This is a genomic window from Pontibacter coccineus, from assembly GCF_030546575.1.
Lineage (GTDB): Bacteria > Bacteroidota > Bacteroidia > Cytophagales > Hymenobacteraceae > Pontibacter > Pontibacter coccineus.
In genome coordinates this window covers 48,751-67,736 of sequence record NZ_JAUOTN010000011.1, presented here as the reverse complement: position 1 = coordinate 67,736, position 18,986 = coordinate 48,751, and the positions used below count along the sequence as shown (strand labels likewise).

General features: G+C 48.5%; 10 protein-coding genes. 2 read left to right on the top strand and 8 right to left on the bottom strand.

Annotated features, from left to right (window positions below):
• Positions 1-94: 94 nt before the first annotated feature.
• Both Q4E40_RS19815 and Q4E40_RS19810 read left to right on the top strand, forming a co-directional pair.
• Positions 95-865, top strand: coding sequence for an alpha/beta fold hydrolase (locus Q4E40_RS19815; protein ID WP_303414869.1), 771 nt, complete (start codon positions 95-97; stop codon positions 863-865).
• A 294-nt stretch (positions 866-1,159) separates the two neighbouring features.
• Positions 1,160-1,876 carry an SAM-dependent methyltransferase gene (locus Q4E40_RS19810; protein WP_303414866.1) on the top strand — a complete coding sequence of 239 codons (717 nt, stop codon included), beginning with the start codon at positions 1,160-1,162 and terminating at the stop codon, positions 1,874-1,876.
• Between the two features lie 69 nt (positions 1,877-1,945).
• Here Q4E40_RS19810 and Q4E40_RS19805 read toward each other — a convergent pair whose 3' ends face one another.
• The 8 genes from Q4E40_RS19805 to Q4E40_RS19770 form a co-directional block, all read right to left on the bottom strand.
• Entirely contained in the window at positions 1,946-2,977 is a 1,032-nt protein-coding gene (locus Q4E40_RS19805; RefSeq protein WP_303414863.1) for a DUF4249 domain-containing protein, read from the bottom strand.
• Between the two features lie 5 nt (positions 2,978-2,982).
• Positions 2,983-5,238 carry a TonB-dependent receptor gene (locus tag Q4E40_RS19800; protein ID WP_303414860.1) on the bottom strand — a complete coding sequence of 752 codons (2,256 nt, stop codon included), beginning with the start codon at positions 5,236-5,238 and terminating at the stop codon, positions 2,983-2,985.
• A gap of 311 nt (positions 5,239-5,549) precedes the next feature.
• Complete coding sequence (locus tag Q4E40_RS19795) at positions 5,550-6,980, bottom strand: SusD/RagB family nutrient-binding outer membrane lipoprotein (protein ID WP_303414856.1); 1,431 nt, start codon at positions 6,978-6,980, stop codon at positions 5,550-5,552.
• 11 nt (positions 6,981-6,991) lie between these two features.
• On the bottom strand, positions 6,992-10,204 hold the full coding sequence (locus tag Q4E40_RS19790; RefSeq protein WP_303414853.1) for a SusC/RagA family TonB-linked outer membrane protein: 3,213 nt from the start codon (positions 10,202-10,204) through the stop codon (positions 6,992-6,994).
• A gap of 1,045 nt (positions 10,205-11,249) precedes the next feature.
• The gene (locus Q4E40_RS19785) at positions 11,250-12,671 is read right to left on the bottom strand and encodes a SusD/RagB family nutrient-binding outer membrane lipoprotein (protein ID WP_303414850.1); all 1,422 of its coding nucleotides are present in this window, start codon (positions 12,669-12,671) and stop codon (positions 11,250-11,252) included.
• A gap of 11 nt (positions 12,672-12,682) precedes the next feature.
• On the bottom strand, positions 12,683-15,892 hold the full coding sequence (locus tag Q4E40_RS19780; protein WP_303414847.1) for a SusC/RagA family TonB-linked outer membrane protein: 3,210 nt from the start codon (positions 15,890-15,892) through the stop codon (positions 12,683-12,685).
• A gap of 551 nt (positions 15,893-16,443) precedes the next feature.
• Positions 16,444-18,597, bottom strand: coding sequence for a ferrous iron transport protein B (gene feoB, locus Q4E40_RS19775; RefSeq protein WP_303414845.1), 2,154 nt, complete (start codon positions 18,595-18,597; stop codon positions 16,444-16,446).
• A 12-nt stretch (positions 18,598-18,609) separates the two neighbouring features.
• Positions 18,610-18,858, bottom strand: coding sequence for a FeoA family protein (locus Q4E40_RS19770; protein ID WP_303414841.1), 249 nt, complete (start codon positions 18,856-18,858; stop codon positions 18,610-18,612).
• Between the last annotated feature and the right edge of the window lie 128 nt (positions 18,859-18,986).

Sequence of the window (18,986 nt, the reverse complement as noted above, 5' to 3'; positions counted from 1 at the left end):
TTTAGCTGCTTCAGCACCAAAGACATATATCAACCTTCGCACTAACTCCGTAAGGTATTAATCAATATTGATCTTTAACAGACCTCAGAAAAACATGAAACTACACTACAAGGAAATGGGCCATGGCCAGCCGTTGCTGATTTTGCACGGGCTGTTTGGCACATTGGATAACTGGGCAACGCTGGCCAAGCGACTGGCCGAGCACTATAATGTATTTCTGGTAGACCTGCGCAATCACGGCCGCTCCCCGCACAGCGAAGAGCACAACTACGACGCGATGGCCGAGGATGTGCTGCGCCTGGTGGACGAGCTGCAAATCCCGACGCCAGCCATTATGGGACACTCCATGGGTGGCAAAGTGGCCATGAACTATGCGCTGAAATACCCCACCCGTCTCACCAAGCTGATCGTGGTCGACATTGCCCCGAAGGCCTACCCGCCGCACCACGACGAGATCATCGATGCGCTGCAGTCGGTGGACCTGAGCAACGTGACCAGCCGCGGCGATGTGGACAAGCAACTGGCCAAATCAATCCCGGAGGAGTCAGTGCGCCTGTTCCTGATGAAGAACCTGTATCGCAAAGAAGACAATACCTTCGGCTGGCGCATGAACCTTGATGCAATCGAAAAGAACTACGAGAAAGTAGCGGCTCCTATTACCTCCGATACGCCCTTCAAGAAAAACACGCTCTTCATCAAAGGCGGCCGTTCGCGCTACATCCTGCCCGAAGATGTGTATGGCAGCATTGAGCGCTTGTTTACGCTTGTAGAAGTGGAGACTATACCTGAAGCCGGCCACTGGGTACACGCCGAAGCGCCGGACAAGGTATACGATCTGGTAACCAGGTTCCTGGATACTAATTAAGGATGGATCAGGATTTTCAGGATTTCTGAAACCAGATTTATACTTTACCCGCCGGAGTCCGATGTAGAGACGCGATACATTGTGTTTCCATGCTTCTGTCATTAGACTAGACACTTGCAGGAATGCGCACAGCTACAAGGGCAAGAACGATCCTGCAAATTCCTGGGGTAGGGCCCCATACAAAGATCCTGACAGCAAAGCCGTGGCCTAAAGCTGCGGCTTTGCTGTCAGGTATAGCCAACACAACAAGTATGGCCATTCAACAATTTAACCATCCAACAAATTAAAATCACCATGAAGAAGACCGGCACGCTTTACCTGATTCCGACCATACTGGCAGACGACACAGCTGACCAGGTGATATCGCCTCAGGTGAAGGACACGGTGCAGCGGCTGACTTATTTTATTGTGGAGAACCTGCGCACCGCCCGTCGCTTTGTCAAAAGCATTTGCCCGGAGCTGGTAATTGAGCAGCTCAACTTCGTGCAGGTCGATAAGGATGCTACGCCCGCTCAGGTGCAGGCCTCGCTCAAGCCACTGCTGGAGCAAGGTATAGACGCAGGAATCATCTCAGAAGCAGGGTGCCCAGGTATAGCTGACCCTGGTGCTGAAGTGGCAAAGTATGCGCATCAGAAAGGTATACGGGTAGTCCCTTTTGCCGGTCCGTCGGCTATTCTGCTCAGCCTGATGGCCAGCGGATTCAACGGACAGCGATTCGCCTTCCATGGCTACCTGCCTATTGAGAAAGGACCGCGGCTGCAGGCGCTGCGCAACCTGGAGAAGGAGATGCTGCAGCGGGACCAGACGCAAATCTTTATGGAGACTCCCTACCGCAACAACAAACTACTTGAGGACTTGGTGCAGACGCTCAGTGGCGGCACCCGCCTCTGCATTGCAGCCAACATCACCTCGCCCGAACATGAGTTCATCCAGACCAAAACCATCGCCGAATGGAAAGGTAAGCTGCCGGACATACACAAGCAGCCGGCGGTGTTTCTGATCTATAAGTAATTTCTCTGAAAGATCTTTTTGCAAGGCTGGAATTGGGTTAGCCCCTTTCCTGACATCAGTGTTTGTCTTCTACCAGCCTTCCGGTATAACCATGGTAGCATTCTTTATTACCAGGCAATCGTCGGGGTAGCGGAACGGGGCGAAAGGATAGTCAATATCATTGCGCAAAATGGTCACCTGCCTGGTGCTCACTCCGGAGACATCGAAAAAGCCGATCACCTGCTCATTTTCATTGTTTACACTGGTGATGTTCCCTTTCACTTCGGCCGGAGGCGGATCAAACACAGTGCCCGTGGCGAGCTTCTGCTGCTCCAGAATGCGGAAGAAATTATAAGCCTCTTCGCTGATCGAATGCTGGTACAGCGTGAGTTTGTTCTTCACGCCCAGATATTTCTCAAAAGGCATGAAGAGCACATTCTGACGGAGCACCTGCTTTCCATTGGTCAAACGGTCGTCTATCACTTTGAGCTGCTCCAGCCTTTCCTCCAGGAAGCACTGCACGCAGCAATCCTTGGGTGCAGGGAGCCCGGTGAAGGGGTGAATGTAATCCTGGGGCTGCGTCCTGACCTCGTATTGGGTAGTGAAAGACCAACGCAGGAAATTCTTTTCTTCTGCCGGATCACTGTAATCCACCAGCACGTTATACCCCGGAAGTAATTGCTGTTCACGCTCTCCCGGAAAGGCAAATGTCTGCTCAGCAACCTCAAATTGAACAGCGTCGATCGCTATCGGCTCTTTCATAACAACCGGCTCCGACTGGTAAAGCTGATCACCTACTGTGATGTTGAGTGTGTAGGTATGGCCGGGAACTCCTATTGCTTCGCCATTACCAGTAGGGTAATAATATCCTGCCTTGTCATACGAAAATAGGTGCCACTCCCCTTCATTACTTGTCACAGTCACAATCGCCTTTTCTTCAAACTCATTATAAGGGGATGAGTGGGGCTGGGAATAACTTAGCCGGACATAGTTCAGCCTGGCTTCATTTGTAAAGTAACCCTCAACTACCAAATGCTTTTTTTGGGTATTCAGGTCTGTATCAACCGGGTCGATACAACCCATGAGAAGCAACAGGAAAAATGGCAGCAACCTTCGTAGCATACGCATTAGAATTTAACATTAAAATTGATTGAAGGTATAGGAGCGCCGATCACAGCCAGCTTATACGCCCCCGGTGCCTCTCCGTAGTGATGCTGGTATAGCATGGAGTAAGCGTTCTTTCGGCCATACAGGTTATAAATGGAGAAGCTGCCACTGTACTCTGCCTTGCCTCTTTTGATAATTTCACGATTCAGGGACACATCCAGGCGGTGATAGTCGGGCATTCGCTCCTGATTTCGGCCTGCGTAGTTGGCGAATATCTGTCCCTGGTACCAATACCAGGAGTCCGCGGCCGTAACCGGCCTGCCGGTGGTATAGGTGAAGTTTGCCGTCACTTTCCATTTTGGCCAAAGGTGATAATCAGCAAAGACATTTAGGTTGACGGGTTTATCGTAATTAGATGGATAGGCTTTCCCGCCGTTGATGGTTTCTGCTTCGGTATTGCCCGCTATCGTTCTAAAAGACCTGGAGTACGTCAGACTGACCCACCCTGTAAGTCGTCCCTGGTTCTTTTTCAGCATCCATTCAGAGCCGTAGGCCTCACCATCTCCGAACAACAAATCCGATTCGAGTGTGGGGTTGAGCAGCAGCGTTGCCCCATCTTTGTAATCGACCTGGTTATAAAGTTTTTTATAATATACCTCCCAACTGAGGTCATACCAACTCTCCGGATCTGAGTAAAAATACCCCAAAGACAGCTGGTCTGCCACCTGAGGCTCTATGTGGTTGTTAGACAGCTTCCAGACATCCACCGGCGTAATGGCGGCTGTGTTTGAGATGATCTGAATATACTGTCTGGTTCTGCTATAGCCTGCTTTAAAAGATGTATTGTCAGTTAAAGAATACTTGAAGGACGCCCGTGGCTCAAGCCCATAGTAGGTTTGCACCACCTTCCCTGCACTATAGGAAAGCGTATCGACAATATTCACATCACTCTTGGGCTGCCCCTCTGCATAAACATAAGTATCCGAAGGCCCTATTTTCGCAAACTGAGAGAAGCGTAGCCCCACTGACATCGACAGCCTGTCGGTAAGTGTCATTTCATCATTTAGGTAGACGGATGTTTCATATCCTTTGTCGCTTTCCAATTGGCGCGGGTTAAGGCTTGAACTGCCGTACGGCACTAATTCTCCCGGCTCAATGACGTATACAGATGCGTCGGCCCCAAAGTCAAGTTGATGGTTTTCAAGTCCGAAGTAACCAAAGTCAAGCTTTAGCTGTGTCAGGTCTATACCTGAGTTAAGCGCAAACTCTTCCCCGACAGCTATCCCTTCGACCTTATTGACGTAGTTGCTCTTAACGACTGTGGCTATACCTGAAAAGTTGTTGTTGAAAAGATGACTCCATTTGAGCGTTCCCAGTGTGTTTTTCCATTGATAGGTCGTGTCGTTCGGAAATTTGAAGCCATCCGCACTGTGGTAACCTGAGAAACTGACGGTATTCTTTGCGTTCAGCTTATACTTAAACTTCAGGTTACCGTCATAAAAATGACCGGAGCTGTTTTTGATATTCCTGTTGGGGAACAGCTTCATGATGTAGCCTGGGAACGCTCCTCTGACAGCAGCCAGGAAGGTGAGTTTGTCAGACAGAGGCCCATCCATGCTGAACTTGCCCGAGATGGGAGACACACCGATCTCATACTTCATTTTTTCCTCGTTCCCATCCCGGAGGCTAACATCCAAAATAGACGAAATCCTACCTCCATACCTGGCCGATATTCCGCTTCGATGCAGTTCATAGCTTTTGAGAATATCAGGATTGTAGACCGAGTAGAAGCCGAACAAATGGTTGGCGTTGAACAAGGGGGCATCGTCCATCAGCACAAGGTTCTGGTCCGCACTGCCACCCCGCACAAAAAAGCCCGATGTTCCTTCGCCTGCATTCACCACCCCGGGCAATGCCGAAACACTCCGCAACACATCGGCTTCTCCCAATAGCTTGGGCATGCGCGTCAGCATCTTCTGATCTATGAACGAACTGCCCATATGGGTGTTATTCACATCCGTAACAGGCCTGCTGGTGATCTCTACCTCTTTTAATTTGAAGTTGGCCAGTGTCAGCGTAAACTCAACCTCTTTATCAGTGGCTATGGTAACTGACTCCCGGAACGGTGCCATCCCGATGTATTGGCAGGCAATCTCGTAGCTACCCTTCTCCAGCAGTAAGGAAAAGCGGCCCTGCTTATCGGTAAAAACGCCTTTCCCGCCTGGTGTAACCACTAAAAAAGCGCCTTCCAGTCTCTCACCCCAGATCCCCTTCACTGTTCCGGATAGTTTGTATTGCCTGGGATTTACTGATTGGGCCCATGCGTTTAAAGTGAAGACCATCAGTAAGAGGGTAATTGCAACTGCTTTCCGGGGCATATGGAGCGAAATATTGTTGAAATACTTTTTTAAATATACAAAGTTTAGACATTCAATTACCATTAAGCTAAAAGCTTTTTAACAACTCAGCGTGACACTGCCGTTGCTGTGAATTATTATAAAAAGAAAAGGTCTCCGGATTCCGGAGACCTTTGCCAATGAAGAAGACTACTACCTAGTTTTCTTAAAATTCAATTAATAAATCATTACTATTTAACATCCCAGAATAGCTTGGTTGAGCTCGCATCACCACCAATCGCTGACGCCGCAGCGGCATTGTTTGATGGGTTGAGTGTTTGCTCGTTAACTGGGTAGATCAATCTTGTAGGTACGGTCAGGCCTTCTACTGGAGGAAGAAGCGTTGGAGCATCTAATCTTCTCCAGGTTACCCATGCGTCGTATCCACGGTTATAAAGCGCGATCCACTCCTGTGTACCAATTTTCTGTCTCCAGTCGCCAGGAGCAGTCAGATAGTTCACGCTTGGCTGTAACAGGTATGCTGTAGCCTGAGCTTCGGTACCACCCCAGTAGGTAATAGAGGCCTTAACAGCTTTATTGTAGTGATCCATAGCAGTGCCACCTACATTATAACCTCTTTCTACAGCTTCGGCCAGCAGGAATTCTACTTCAGCATAATCAAGCAACACGGCCTCGAACGTAGGATTAGCAACCTTTGCGCTCACAGTTGAGAAACTAGTGAAAGTGTTAGGGAAGCCATACTTACCACCTGCATACGTTCCATTAACCTGAGAGAAATAGAACTCTCTTCTTGGGTCATTACGCTGGTTCATGGCGTCAACTAGCGTGTTAGCAGCAACGTAGTCTTCACGAGTTGAAAGTGGACCTTTCACGTTAGAAGAGATAGGGTTGTTGTTCGGCGGTGAAGACAAGTATTCGAATGCTGCATTTTCAGCGTTGCTTGAGATTACTCCACCTGCGACTGCTGATTCTGCTAAGGCTTTTGCTTTCGCATTGTCAACGTCAGCTACTACCATACCGAGCTTCAACTTAAGAGAGTTGCCGAATTTAAGCCATCTCTCCATGTTACCAGAGTAAAGAATGTCACCGCTCGCAGTAAATCCAGTAGTTTTAGGATCAAGCTGTCCTACTGCAGCCTCAAGGCGATTTAAGATATCAGCGTAAACAGTTTTTGCATCGTCGTACTTAGGCAGTGCATTCTGTGGATTAAGTGCCTCAGTGTAAGGAATGTCACCAAAAGTATTTACCAGAACAGACCAGGTATACACTTCCATGATTTCGATCTGAGCCAGCTGGTTTTTCTTAACGCCTTCAGCAAGCGTCGCATCTTCGGTTACGATCCTTTTGGCTTCAACTAAATCATTTAGCACATCACGGTACAGTACTGTCCACATGCTTTGTGGGATCGTACGTGAAGTCATGTTATAGCGTGGCTCATCCAGGTACTGAGTGGATGTCCAGTGCTGCACATAGAAACGGTAGTTGTTTGTATTAACGTTTGGAGTTGTCAGCACATCCGTCAGGTTTTTAGTAGCACCCGTGAACAGGGTAACCGCCGGAACTGCTGTTGCTCGCTTCTGGTCGACATTATACTCTTCCAGATCATCTACGCATGATGCCATAAACACCAGCGAGAATAAGCATATGATAAGTTTCTTCATTTTCTGATATTTTAGAAATTTAATTTAACGTTGAAGCCATAAGTTCTAACAGCTGGGTAAGCACCAGACTGATATCCTCTACCAGCGTTACCTGAGCTCAGACCTTCTTCCGGATCAGAGTACTCCATGTTCTTGTGGATGATCCACAGGTTACGGCCGATCAACTGCAGATCAACACCTTTTACGAAGCCCAGGTTCCCGATAACTGACTCAGGCAAAGCATAAGAAAGAGCAACTTCTCTCAACTTCACGAAGCTACCATCGAACACATACATAGCGCGCGGAGCACCCAGGTAGTTATCAGCTGCGTAGCCGTAAGGAGTCATACCGTCACCATCCTGGTTCTCAGCATAGATGTCGTTTGGAGTACCATCTTCCTTAACGCCTGGCAGCAGTACACCACCACCTTCTGCAGCTGGGTCACGAGTAGGATTACCCTTGTCGTTCAAGCCAGCAGTGTGAGCATACAAACCAGTTGCTTCGCCATACCACTGGTCAAGAGAGAATACATCTCCACCCTTGCGAACATCGATCAGGAAGCCCAATGACACACCTTTATAAGTTAAGGTGTTGTTGAAACCGCCAGTCCAGTCTGGGTTTGGATTACCGATAATAACGTCTGATTTTTCTGACAACAGGTAGTATCCATTCTCTCCAACTGTTTTCTGACCATTCGTGTAAACGAAGTCGTTACCACGAATTACACCGTAAGGCTGACCAATGGCAGCGTTCAGAGAAACACCACCCTGGAAAGAAGCAAGAGTTAAGTTCTGCACATCTTCGTACAGGCTTATAACCTTGTTTCTGTTACGTGCGAAGTTGAAGTTCATGGTCCATGTGAGGTCTCCTGTTTGAACCGGAGTTACAAAAGCAGCAATCTCAAAACCTTTGTTTTCTACTTCACCAGCGTTTACATAACGGTTTGTAAAACCTGAAGCAGCCGTCTGGCTAACAGGCATGATCTGGTCGATCTGGTTTTCCTTGTATACAGTGAAGTCGAAACCGAACAGGTTGTTGAAGAACTCAGCCTCTATACCTGCTTCCATACTCTTCTTTCTTTCAGGCTTCAGGTTAGGGTTGTTCTTCGTGCTTGGAAGCGAGAAGATCGGAGTTGAGCCAAAACCGGTTGGCTTGTCATACACATCAAAGATACTCAAAGGGGCGGCATCGTTACCTACTTCGGCGTAGTTAACTCTGGCCTTACCATGTGATAACCAAGAGGTTTCCAGCAGGTTAGAGAATATTACGTTCACACCAGCAGCTGGATAGAAGTATGAGTTATCGCCTTTTGGAAGTGTAGTAGACTTATCCTGACGAGCAGAAAGCTCCATGTAGTAAGTGTCTCTGAAACCAAAGTTTACGTTGGCGAAGATACCGTCAACACCTCTACGGCTGAAGGTTTCAGTTGGAGGGTTTACAGGGCTCGCTGAGTTGGAGATGGAGTAAAGTTTTGGAACGACCAGACCGCCGTTTGTTGCTGTAAAAATAGATTCAGCACGTTCTCTGCGAAGGTTGGTACCTAACAAACCTGTAAAGCTTAATTCTTCAGAGATATCTTTGTTGAAGTTCAACATGAAGTCGAAGTTCGTCTCGTTGAAGTCTCTGTTATATCTGGAGTAGCCACTCAGGCCAGCACTACCAACAGCAACGCGCTCTTCCTGCATGTCACCTGTAGTGTTGAAAGAGGCTCTACCCATGGCGCTCATCCAATCGGTGATTTTGTAATTAACAGTTGCATAACCGTAGATGTTATCTCTGCTGTCGTTTGCGTAGTTTTCGTACTGCGTCCAGTATGGGTTATCAGAGTAGATAGGGCCTGTGTTTGAGCTGTTCCAGTTCCAGGTAATGTTCTGGCGGTTTCTGAAGTAAGCATCTTTCTGCTCTTTCAGATCCACGTTGGTTTGCCACCACTGACGGAACTGCTGGTTAGGGTTAGTACCGCTATAACCAGTACCATATCTACCCATACCTACTGTACGCGTGTAGTTACCTGAAGCAGACACTGTCAATCTTTCAGTAGCCTCGTAAGAAGCATTGAAGTTGAACATGTCTTTGTCTATTGTAGAGTTAGGCAGGTTACCTTTGATATCGTTACGGGTGTAACCAAGGTTAAAGGTTGTCTTGTCGCCACCGCCACTAACTACAACGCTCTGGTTAGAGTTAAGACCAGTCTCATAGAAAGCAGTAGGATCGTTTTCAGCAGCTACCCAAGGTCTGGTCTTCCCATAGTTTGGATGAAGCGGATCGATCGCATCCCACTGGTAAACCTGCAGGTTCGGATCGAATCTAGGACCGTAGGAAGCATCATCTTGGTATCTTACTACCGGTGCTACACCGCTGCCTAAATCTTTAGGTGCACGGAAGCCCTGGAAGTAACCACCACCATATTCTTTCTGGTATTTCACATAAGTGCTTTTATCAATGTTACTCCAGGTAACACCGCTGTTCACAGCTATGTTAAGGCTATTTTTAGCACCTTTTTTAGTAGTGATCATGATAACACCGTTGGCTGCACGCGAACCGTAGAGTGCTGTTGCTGCTGCACCTTTCAGCACGTTCACAGACTCGATGTTATCAGGGTTCAAGTCAGCTGCAGCGTTACCAAAGTCAGCACCACCACGGCCAGTAGCCTGGCTAGAGCCGTTGTTGTTGGCATTACTTACTGGCACACCGTCAATAACGAAAAGCGCCTGGTTTTCACCTGTAAGGGAAGAATAACCACGGATAATAACGTTAGTAGAGCCACCCATGGTGTTGTTGGTTCTGATGTCCAGACCAGCTACTTTACCTGAGAGGGAGTTTACTACGTTTTCATTTCTGGCGCGAGTGATCTGGTCTCCGCTAACTTCCTGAGCTGAGTAGGCCAGCTCGTTTCTGTTACGCTCGATACCGAGGGCGGTCACCACAACCTCACCCAACTGGCGGGTATCAGTTCCCATAGACACGTTTATGGCAGATTCGTTACCGATCGGCCGTTCAACTGTCTGATAACCAATAAAGCGGAATACAAGGGTGTTGCTGCCCTCTGGCACATTTACAGTGTAAGTACCGTCTGCCCCTGAGGCAGTACCCACTGAAGTGCCTTTCACCAGGACTGTAACCCCTGGCAGCGGCTGTTTGGTAGTAGCGTCTGTCACCGTACCGGTGATCGCCCTGACTTGAGCCATAGCCTCATGGATAAAGGCCGACACAAGCAGCAGGCATAGCATTAGAATTTTTTTCATTGCGCTGTTTGTTTAGGTAAGAATTAAATCAAAATAGTTAAGGTGTTATTTATATCACTGGGCTGGCTAGCAGCTTCAGTCTGTTTGTTTTATATTAAATATTGAGCAAATGCTCACTCTATCTGTTAATCACCTCCTTCATCTATCTATTCCCTTCGCTTCTGAGATTTGATACTGGCCAATGATGCTGATAAAGAGCTTCTGTAACAGGTATGTGTGCTGACTTATCTAAAATGCCGGAACCGACATATCCAAGGGACAAGAGCACGACCCTCAACAGAAAAATCATCCGCAACAAATCATTGCATCAGACACCAGGAAAACTAAATTATATTAAATTATTTATCAAAATAAGGATATAACTGTCGTTAGGGCAGACGGTATAAGCCTGCAAACGACAGTCAGATAGCCTTAAAAGCAGGCTATGTTAATCGATAAATACTTAGGAAGCCGCTAGCTTTGCTGAAATTGGAAAGCGGCAGTAGGGCAAAAATAACTCTGAGAATAGTAGAGGTCTTTTCATTGTTTTAAATTGTTTAAGGTGAGAGATGCTCAATTTTAAAGAATGTTTTCGGCTTTCACAAATATTTAGTGCGTTTTTTGACCTCGAAAGCAAATCTTAAGAATTTTCACTGCGACTCCTAGGCACTTAATATAAGCTGAATCCGAGCAAAACGGCAAAAGCTCCTCCTTATACGGACATGTATTGGAAAAGATAAATTTATTCAATACTATAGTAGAAAAATTAAATTTTTAAACATAAGGCATACAAAATCAAGATTTTAGCTCTCTTCATATCAGGTATGACAACTTGATGAAGCTGACCTCCCTGCTAAGTTTCCTGTTTTAGTCGCAAAAAGCCAGCATTATCCTATGAGTAACCTCCGCCTTTCAACAGAAATCTCGACTTCCACAGCCTATTTAATCAAAGCCGACAATCTATAATTTGATATTTAGCTGGCTATAAAAGAAAAATGCCCCCGAACCCGGGGGCATTTTTCAATAGGTAAACTACTACTATAATAATCAGTCATGCATTAGTCCATCAATTCACATCCCAGAACAGCTTCGTGGAGCTTTCGTCTCCTCCTATAGCTGATGCCGCCGCTTCGCGGTTGTTCGGGTTCAGCGTCTGTTCATTAACAGGGTAGATCAATCTTGTTGGCACGATCAATCCTTCTACCGGAGGTGTCAGGGTTGGGGCATCCAATCTTCTCCAACTCAACCAGGCCTCATAACCGCGGTTAAAAAAGGCAATCCAGGCTTGTGTGCCAATCTTTTGTCTCCAGTCACCGGGAGCGGTCGCGTAGTTAACGGCAGGCTGAGCCAGATAGGCGGCTGCCTCGGCTTCTGTTCCTCCCCAGTACAGGATGGATGCCCTGATAGCTGCACTGTAATGTTCAGCGGCAGACCCGGCAATAAATCCTCTTTCTACAGCTTCAGCCAGCAGGAACTCTACCTCGGCATAATCCAGCAGCACACCCGGGAAATCAAGTGCGGCTATTTTCTCACTTACGGTGGAGTTTGCTTCATAATCGTTCGCAAAGCCAACTCGACCGCCTATAAACTGCCCATCAACATCTGTAAAGTACTGCGGTCTCCTGGGGTCATTCAGTGCATTCATCACATCAACCAGTGTACTGGATGCTATAAAGTCTTCCCTCGCTGAAAGTGGACCTTTGACGTTATCCGAAATAGGGTTGTTGTTCGGAGTTGCAGCCGTGTAGGGGAATAAGGCATTGTCCGCATTACTTGTGAACACATTTGGCGCAGCTTCTGCTACAAGCGTTCCGGCTTTAGCTGCGTCAACATCGGCTATCACCATGGCTAGCCGCAACTTCAGAGAGTTGCCAAACTTCACCCATTGCGCCATATCTCCATTATAAAGCACATCTCCCTCATCAAACCCGGGTTCCTCAACATTGATCAGTCCAAGCGCCATATCAAGACGTTCCAGTATATCGTTGTAAATCGCCTGGTCGTCATCGTATACCGGCTGCGTATTAGTCGGATCAAGCGCCTCGGTATAGGGGATATCACCGAAAGAAGTCACCAGAATAGACCAGGCGTATACCTCCATAATCTCAATTTGAGCCAACTGGTTGTTTTTCAGTACTGGGTCTATCGTCTCATTGGCAACTACCAGCCTTTTAGACTCTTTCAGGTCGGCCAGCACGTCCCGGTAAAGCGCATTCCAGAAGTTTTGCGGAATCAAACGACCCGTCATGTTATACCTGGGCTCCTCTACGTATTGCGTTGTAGCCCAGTGCTGCACATACAACCTGATGTTGTTCGTGTTAACGTTCGGAGTTGTCAGCACATCCGTCAGGCCCAGCAACGCGTTGGTAAACAGTGTGGCAGGCGGGACATCGGTTGCCCGCTTGCTGTCAATATTATATTCATCCAGGTCGTCTACGCACGCTGCCATAAACACCAGCGAGAATAAGCATATGATAAGTTTTTTCATCTCTCGATAGTTTAGAAATTAAATCTGACGTTAAATCCGTAGTTTCTGAAGGCAGGGTATGCGCCAGACTGATACCCCCTGGATGCGTTGCCCGAACTCAAGCCTTCTTCCGGATCAGAGTAATCCATGTTTTTGTGGATGATCCACAAGTTTCGGCCGATCAACTGTAGATCAACTCCTTTGATAAAGCCGAGGTTTTCCATTAGGGACTGTGGCAGTGCATAGGAAAGGGCAACTTCTCTCAACTTCACGAAACTACCGTCGAACACGTACATGGCCCTTGGGGCCTCTATACCACCGGCAGCATATCCAAAGGGAGTGGCTCCATTACCGTCTGTGTTCTCTGCGTAGACATCGTTAGGAGTACCATCCTCTTTCACGCCGGGCAGCAGTACACCACCGCCTTCAGCTACCGGAAGACGAGAAGGGTTTCCTTTGTCGTTCAAGCCGGCAGAATTCGGGTACAGACCTGTCGCCTCACCATACCATTGGTCAAGCGAGAACACATCTCCTCCGTGGCGCACATCAACCAAGAAGCCAAGCGTCACACCTTTAAAGGTCAGCGTGTTGTTAACCCCACCCGTCCAATCCGGGTTCGGATCACCAATAATGTCAGACGCGTTACCAGAGTTTATGTAGTACCCGTCGGAGTTGACGGTTTTTTGTCCGTTCGTGTAGACGAAGTCAGTGCCCCTAATCACACCAAATGGATGGCCAACAGCAGCGTTGAGCGACACACCTCCCTGGAAAGTGGCAAGCGGGATATTCTGAACATCCTGGTACAGGCTTTTGACTTCACTTCGGTTACGGGCGAAGTTGATGTTGATGTTCCATGAGAAGTCTCCTGTCTGAACCGGCGTTGCAAAGGCGGCTACCTCAAATCCTTTGTTTTCCACTTCCCCGGCGTTCACCCACTGCGCTGTGTAGCCCGTGGCACCCGTAGTAGACACGTTGATGATTTGGTCTACCGTGCTGGAGCGGTAATAAGTAAAGTCGAACCCAAACAGGCTATTGAAGAAGTCTGCCTCAATACCAGCCTCAAAGCTCTTGGTTCTCTCTGGCTTCAGGTTCTCGTTGTTTTTGGTATTCGGGATCGAGAAGAGTGGAATGGAGCCCAGTCCGGTTGGCTGTGTGTACACATCGAATATACTAAATGCCGGCGCACTGTTACCTACCTCTGCATAGTTTACTCTAAGTTTACCACCTGACAGCCACGGCAATTGAAGCAGATTAGAGAACACCACGTTACCTGCTATTGAAGGATAGAAGTAAGAGTTGTCTCCTTCCGGCAGTGTTGTAGATTTATCCCGACGGGCAGAAAGCTCCAGGAAGTAGGTTTCCATGAAGCCGATGTTGGCATTCGCAAAAATGCCGTCAACACCCACTCGCTCAAAGTTTTCAATAGGAGCCGTGATGGGGCTAACTGAGTTTGACAACGTGTACAGCCTCGGTACAACAAGGCCACCGTTGGTAGTTGCTCTGATATCTCTGAGTCGGTTTCTGCGCAGGTTGGTTCCAATCAAACCATTCAGGCTAATAGCCTCCGTAATATCCCTGTTGAAGTTTAGGAAGAGGTCATAATTGGTTTCGTTGAATTCTCTGTCATATCGCTCAAACTCGCTCACGTCAGCACTTCCTACGGCTACACGCTCTTCCTGCATATCTGTGGTCGTGTTATAAGTTACTCTGCCCAATAAGTTTAACCAGTCCGTAAACCTGTAGGTGGCAGATGCATAACCATAGAAGTTATCTCTGGCGTCATTAGAGTAGTTCTCGAATCTGGTCCAGTAGGGGTTATCAGAGTAAATAGGACCTGTATTTGCCGCATTCCAGTTCCAAGTAATGTTCTGACGGTTTCTGAAGTAAGCAGCTTCCTGCTCTTCAATATCTACGTTGGTCTGCCACCACTGCCTGAACTGCTGGTTAGGGTTACGACCCTGGTAACCTGTGCCATACCTACCCACACCTACTGTTCGCGAATAGTTGGCAGAAGCACTTACCGATAGCTTTTCAGTTGCCTCAAAAGTACCCGTAAAGTTGAACAGGTCTTTATCTAGCGTTGCGTTGGGCAGGTTTCCTTTAATATCGTTTCGGGTATAGCCTACATTGAAAGTAGTTTTATCGCCACCGCCACTCACCATGATACTCTGGTTAGAGTTCACGCCGGTCTCATAAAAATCACGGGGGTCATTTGCAGCAGCTACCCAAGGTCTTGTTTTGCCAAAGTTCGGGTGAAGCGGATCAATAGCGTCCCATTGGTATACCTGCAGGTTCGGGTCAAATCTCGGACCATAGGAAGCATCATCCTGAAAACGAACTACCGGCGCAACCCCACTGCCTAAGTCAGCTGATGTACGGAAGCCCTGGAAGTAGCCCGCCCCATACTCTTTCTGGTAGTCAACATAAGTGTTCCTGTCCATTGTGCTCCAGGTAACACCACTATTCACCGTAATATTCAGGCTGTTCTTTGCGCCTTTTTTGGTGGTGATCATGATAACGCCGTTGGCCGCGCGCGAACCATACAATGCTGTTGCGGCAGCGCCCTTCAGTACGTTCACAGACTCAATGTTATCAGGGTTCAAGTCCGCGGCAGCGTTACCAAAGTCGGTACCGGTCCTACCAGATTGCTGGTCGGCTGTGTTGGTGTTGGCATTACTTACCGGCACACCGTCAATCACAAACAGTGCCTGGTTGTTGCCTGTAATGGACTTGTTACCACGGATGATCACGTTGGTAGAGCCACCCATGGTGTTGTTGGAACGGATGTCCAGACCAGCCACCTTACCTGAGAGGGAGTTCACAAAGTCGGCAGGTCTTGTACGTGTTATCTGTTCACCACTCACCTGCTGGGCGGAGTATGCCAGCTCATTCTTGTTTCGCTCGATACCCAAAGCTGTCACCACTACCTCGCCCAGTTGTTCTGCGGCCAGCGGGAGTGCTACATTAATAGAAGTAGCGTCTCCAATGGGACGCTCAGTAGTACGGTAACCGATAAAACGGAATTCTAAGGTAGTGGCGCCGTCTGGCACCGTTATAGAGTAGTTTCCCTCGGTACTTGTGGCAGTACCTACGGTTGTTCCCTTCACCAGTACCGCTACCCCTGGTAAAGGCTGATTTGTGGAAGCGTCTGTTACATTGCCGGTAATGACCCTCCCTTGGGCCAGCACCTGTAGCTGCAATGCAAAGATCAGTAAGAAGCTTATTGCTAGAAGTTTTTTCATCGCTTTCTGGATTTAGTAAAAATCGGAGTATGGCTGGCTTATAGAACTATAGCCAATTATCCAGCGCCAGGAGGGCGTCTGTTCAGAAGAAGGTAGATGAGGATTCCCGGTGCCGTCAGGCAGCCGTTCAGTTGTAGGCGTATTATGCCGGAGCCAGAGTGGCATCCGTGAAGTGAAGAAATTTAAGCGATTGCAGCTAATCAGACCCTTTTAAGATAGCTTGCCAGGAACCCACCACACTCGGCCGCTGCATTTATTCCTGCGCCATATGTTATACCTATAGTGCAGAATATTTGTTATAACAATTTTAATTTAATTCTAAAGTTTTTAGCTACAGCGCAAATATTAAAAGCCAAATAATACAAAACCAAGGACAACTCACTTACTTTTATGATTTTGCGAAGCTAGCGCTCACACTACCAAATCAGCGGCGCCTAATATGACACTCTTTTAGACACCAGGCGGAGCAGACAAAAGCACTCCTTCAGGTATGGAAACAAAAAGCCCGCTCCTTTCGGGAACGGGCTTTGCAATTATTGGCAGGCTTGTAATTAACTCATCAACTGGAAAACGGCGAAGGCGGATACGTACGCAAGTCCCGTCATGTAAACCAGCTGCGCCAGTGGCCACATCCAGCTCTTTGTTTCGCGGCGCACAATGGCCAGCGTACTGATGCACTGCATGGCAAAGGCGTAGAAAATCAAGAGCGAGAAAGCACGTGCCGGCGTGAAGAACGGATTGCCATCGGCGTCCTTCTCTGACATCAGCTTGTCTTTGATCGTAGTCACGTTTTCTTCTTCGCCTATACTGTAGATCGTCGAGATCGTGCCTACAAACACCTCGCGGGCAGCAAAGGAGGTCAGCAGGGCTATACCTATCTTCCAGTCGTAGCCCAACGGACGGATGGCCGGCTCGATGGCATGACCGAATCTGCCCGCATAGCTCGACTCCAGTTGGTAAGAGGAGATCAGGTTATCGGTTTGCACGTCGCTCAGGCCTTTTACTTCGGCTTCGGCTACAGCGCGCTCCTCGGCGCGCTCGAAGCTGTCGCCGGGACCATAAGAGGCCAGCACCCACAGGATGATGGAAACCGCCACAATGATCTTACCTGCCTCCAGCACAAAAGTCCTGGACTTTTCAAAAATGGTAAGACCAACGTTTTTCCAGCGTGGCATGCGGTATACCGGAAACTCCATGATGAAGTAGCTGCGCTCGCGGGCCTTCAGCAATACTTTGAGCAGCAGCGCCGACAGAATGGCCGACAGGAAGCCCAGCAGGTATAGCCCCATCAGCACAATGCCCTGCAGGTTCATGAAGCCTAAGTAGTATACCTCCGGCACCACCAGGGCAATCAGCACGGTGTACACCGGTATGCGGGCCGAGCAGCTCATGAGCGGCGTCACAAAGATGGTGATCATGCGGTCTTTCCAATTCTCAATCGTGCGCGCCGACATCACAGCAGGCACTGCGCAGGCCACGCCTGAAATCAGCGGCACCACGCTTTTGCCGTTCAGACCGAATTTGCGCATGATCTTGTCCATCATAAAAGTGACGCGGGCCATGTAGCCGGTTTCTTCCAGAATGGCAATAAAGGCAAAGAGTATGGCAATCTGCGGTATAAAAATCAGCACGCCACCCAGGCCGGCAATCACGCCTTCGGTGAGCAGGTTGATCAACGGTCCGTTAAAGTTCTCCTGAATCAATGTGTTCAGCGCTGCTATACCTTCGTCGATCAGGTCCATGGGATAACTGGCCCAGGCAAACACCGCCTGAAACACCAGGAACAGCAGCCCCATGAAGATCAGGTAACCGTACACCCGGTGCGTCAGGATCTGGTCGAGTTTGTTGCTGAACTTCTCCTCTTCCTTTGCCTTATCTACCCGCACCACATCGAGCAATACCTCGTTGATGCGCACATAGCGGGCAATGGTCTCGTTGGCCTGCTCTGTGGTAGACTTAAACCCCTGCGTCTCCAGCAGCTGTGCCATCCATACCTTGTCATCTTCTGATAGAAAGCGCAGGTGCTTGTACTGGTGCGCATAGTGCAGAGCCAGGTAATCGTTGTTCAGGCTGAACCGCTCCTTTATCCCATCTACCATTGGCCTGAGCCTGGCCGGTACCTCGAAGAAAGACACTTCGGTGGCCGCCAGCTGTTGCGAGATCAAGATTTTGAGCGCCGCTATACCTATGCCCTTTCGGGCATTCATGGGTATAACAGGCACACCGAGGTCGCGCTGCAGCACTTCGATGTCGATCTTCACACCTTCAGCCTCAGCCACGTCCATCATGTTGAGGGCCAGCACAGCAGGTATGCGCAGGTCGGCCAATTGTGTGAACAGCAGCAGGTTGCGCTTCAGGTTAGAAGCGTCGGCTGTCACGATCACCAGGTCAGGGCGATTATTGAGTGCCGGATCGTAGAGTAGGTCGATGATCACCCGTTCGTCGAGCGACTTGGGGTACAAACTATAGCTGCCGGGCAGGTCGATGATCTGGGCCTTGAGCTGCGGCGTCAGTTGGCTAACGCCGGTCTTTTTGTCGACGGTAACGCCCGGGAAGTTGCCCACCTTCTGGTTAAGGCCTGTGAGTTGGTTGAAAAGTGAAGTTTTGCCCGAGTTCGGGTTGCCAATCAATGCAATTCTAGCCACCGGATGATGAGCAGTTGCTTTTTTGGCTTCTGGCGCTTCCGCCTCTATAGTAACAGCCATGTGGTAATAAATCTACTTCAGCAGAATGGTTTCAGCTTCGTCTAAACGGAGTGAGAGGGTATAGTCGTTCACGATGATGGTAACAGGGTCTCCGAAGGGGGCCTTGCTGTTCAGCTTCACCTCGGCACCAGGTATACAGCCCATCTCCAGTAGCTTTAGCGCCATTTCCGGGTCGTTAAGGCTGGAAATCTCCCCGCTCTCCCCGATCTTCAGATCGCGCACACTCTTCTGCTGTTGTGATTCCTGTACCCTGTTATGCACGATTTCCCTCCTTTTATTTAGACTGTTTATAAACAACTGCAAGATACAAGCTGTTCCCCGGTATTGCAAAAGAATAGGACTTATGATTTGAAGATAGGAGGATTTGGGGATGTGAAAATTTGAAGACG

Coding starts and splice junctions, on each gene's coding strand:
- Q4E40_RS19815 (WP_303414869.1), top strand. CDS start 95: ATGAAACTACACTACAAGGAAATGGGCCATGGCCAGCCGTTGCTGATT.
- Q4E40_RS19810 (WP_303414866.1), top strand. CDS start 1,160: ATGAAGAAGACCGGCACGCTTTACCTGATTCCGACCATACTGGCAGAC.
- Q4E40_RS19805 (WP_303414863.1), bottom strand. CDS start 2,977: ATGCTACGAAGGTTGCTGCCATTTTTCCTGTTGCTTCTCATGGGTTGT.
- Q4E40_RS19795 (WP_303414856.1), bottom strand. CDS start 6,980: ATGAAGAAACTTATCATATGCTTATTCTCGCTGGTGTTTATGGCATCA.
- Q4E40_RS19790 (WP_303414853.1), bottom strand. CDS start 10,204: ATGAAAAAAATTCTAATGCTATGCCTGCTGCTTGTGTCGGCCTTTATC.
- Q4E40_RS19785 (WP_303414850.1), bottom strand. CDS start 12,671: ATGAAAAAACTTATCATATGCTTATTCTCGCTGGTGTTTATGGCAGCG.
- Q4E40_RS19780 (WP_303414847.1), bottom strand. CDS start 15,892: ATGAAAAAACTTCTAGCAATAAGCTTCTTACTGATCTTTGCATTGCAG.
- feoB (WP_303414845.1), bottom strand. CDS start 18,597: ATGGCTGTTACTATAGAGGCGGAAGCGCCAGAAGCCAAAAAAGCAACT.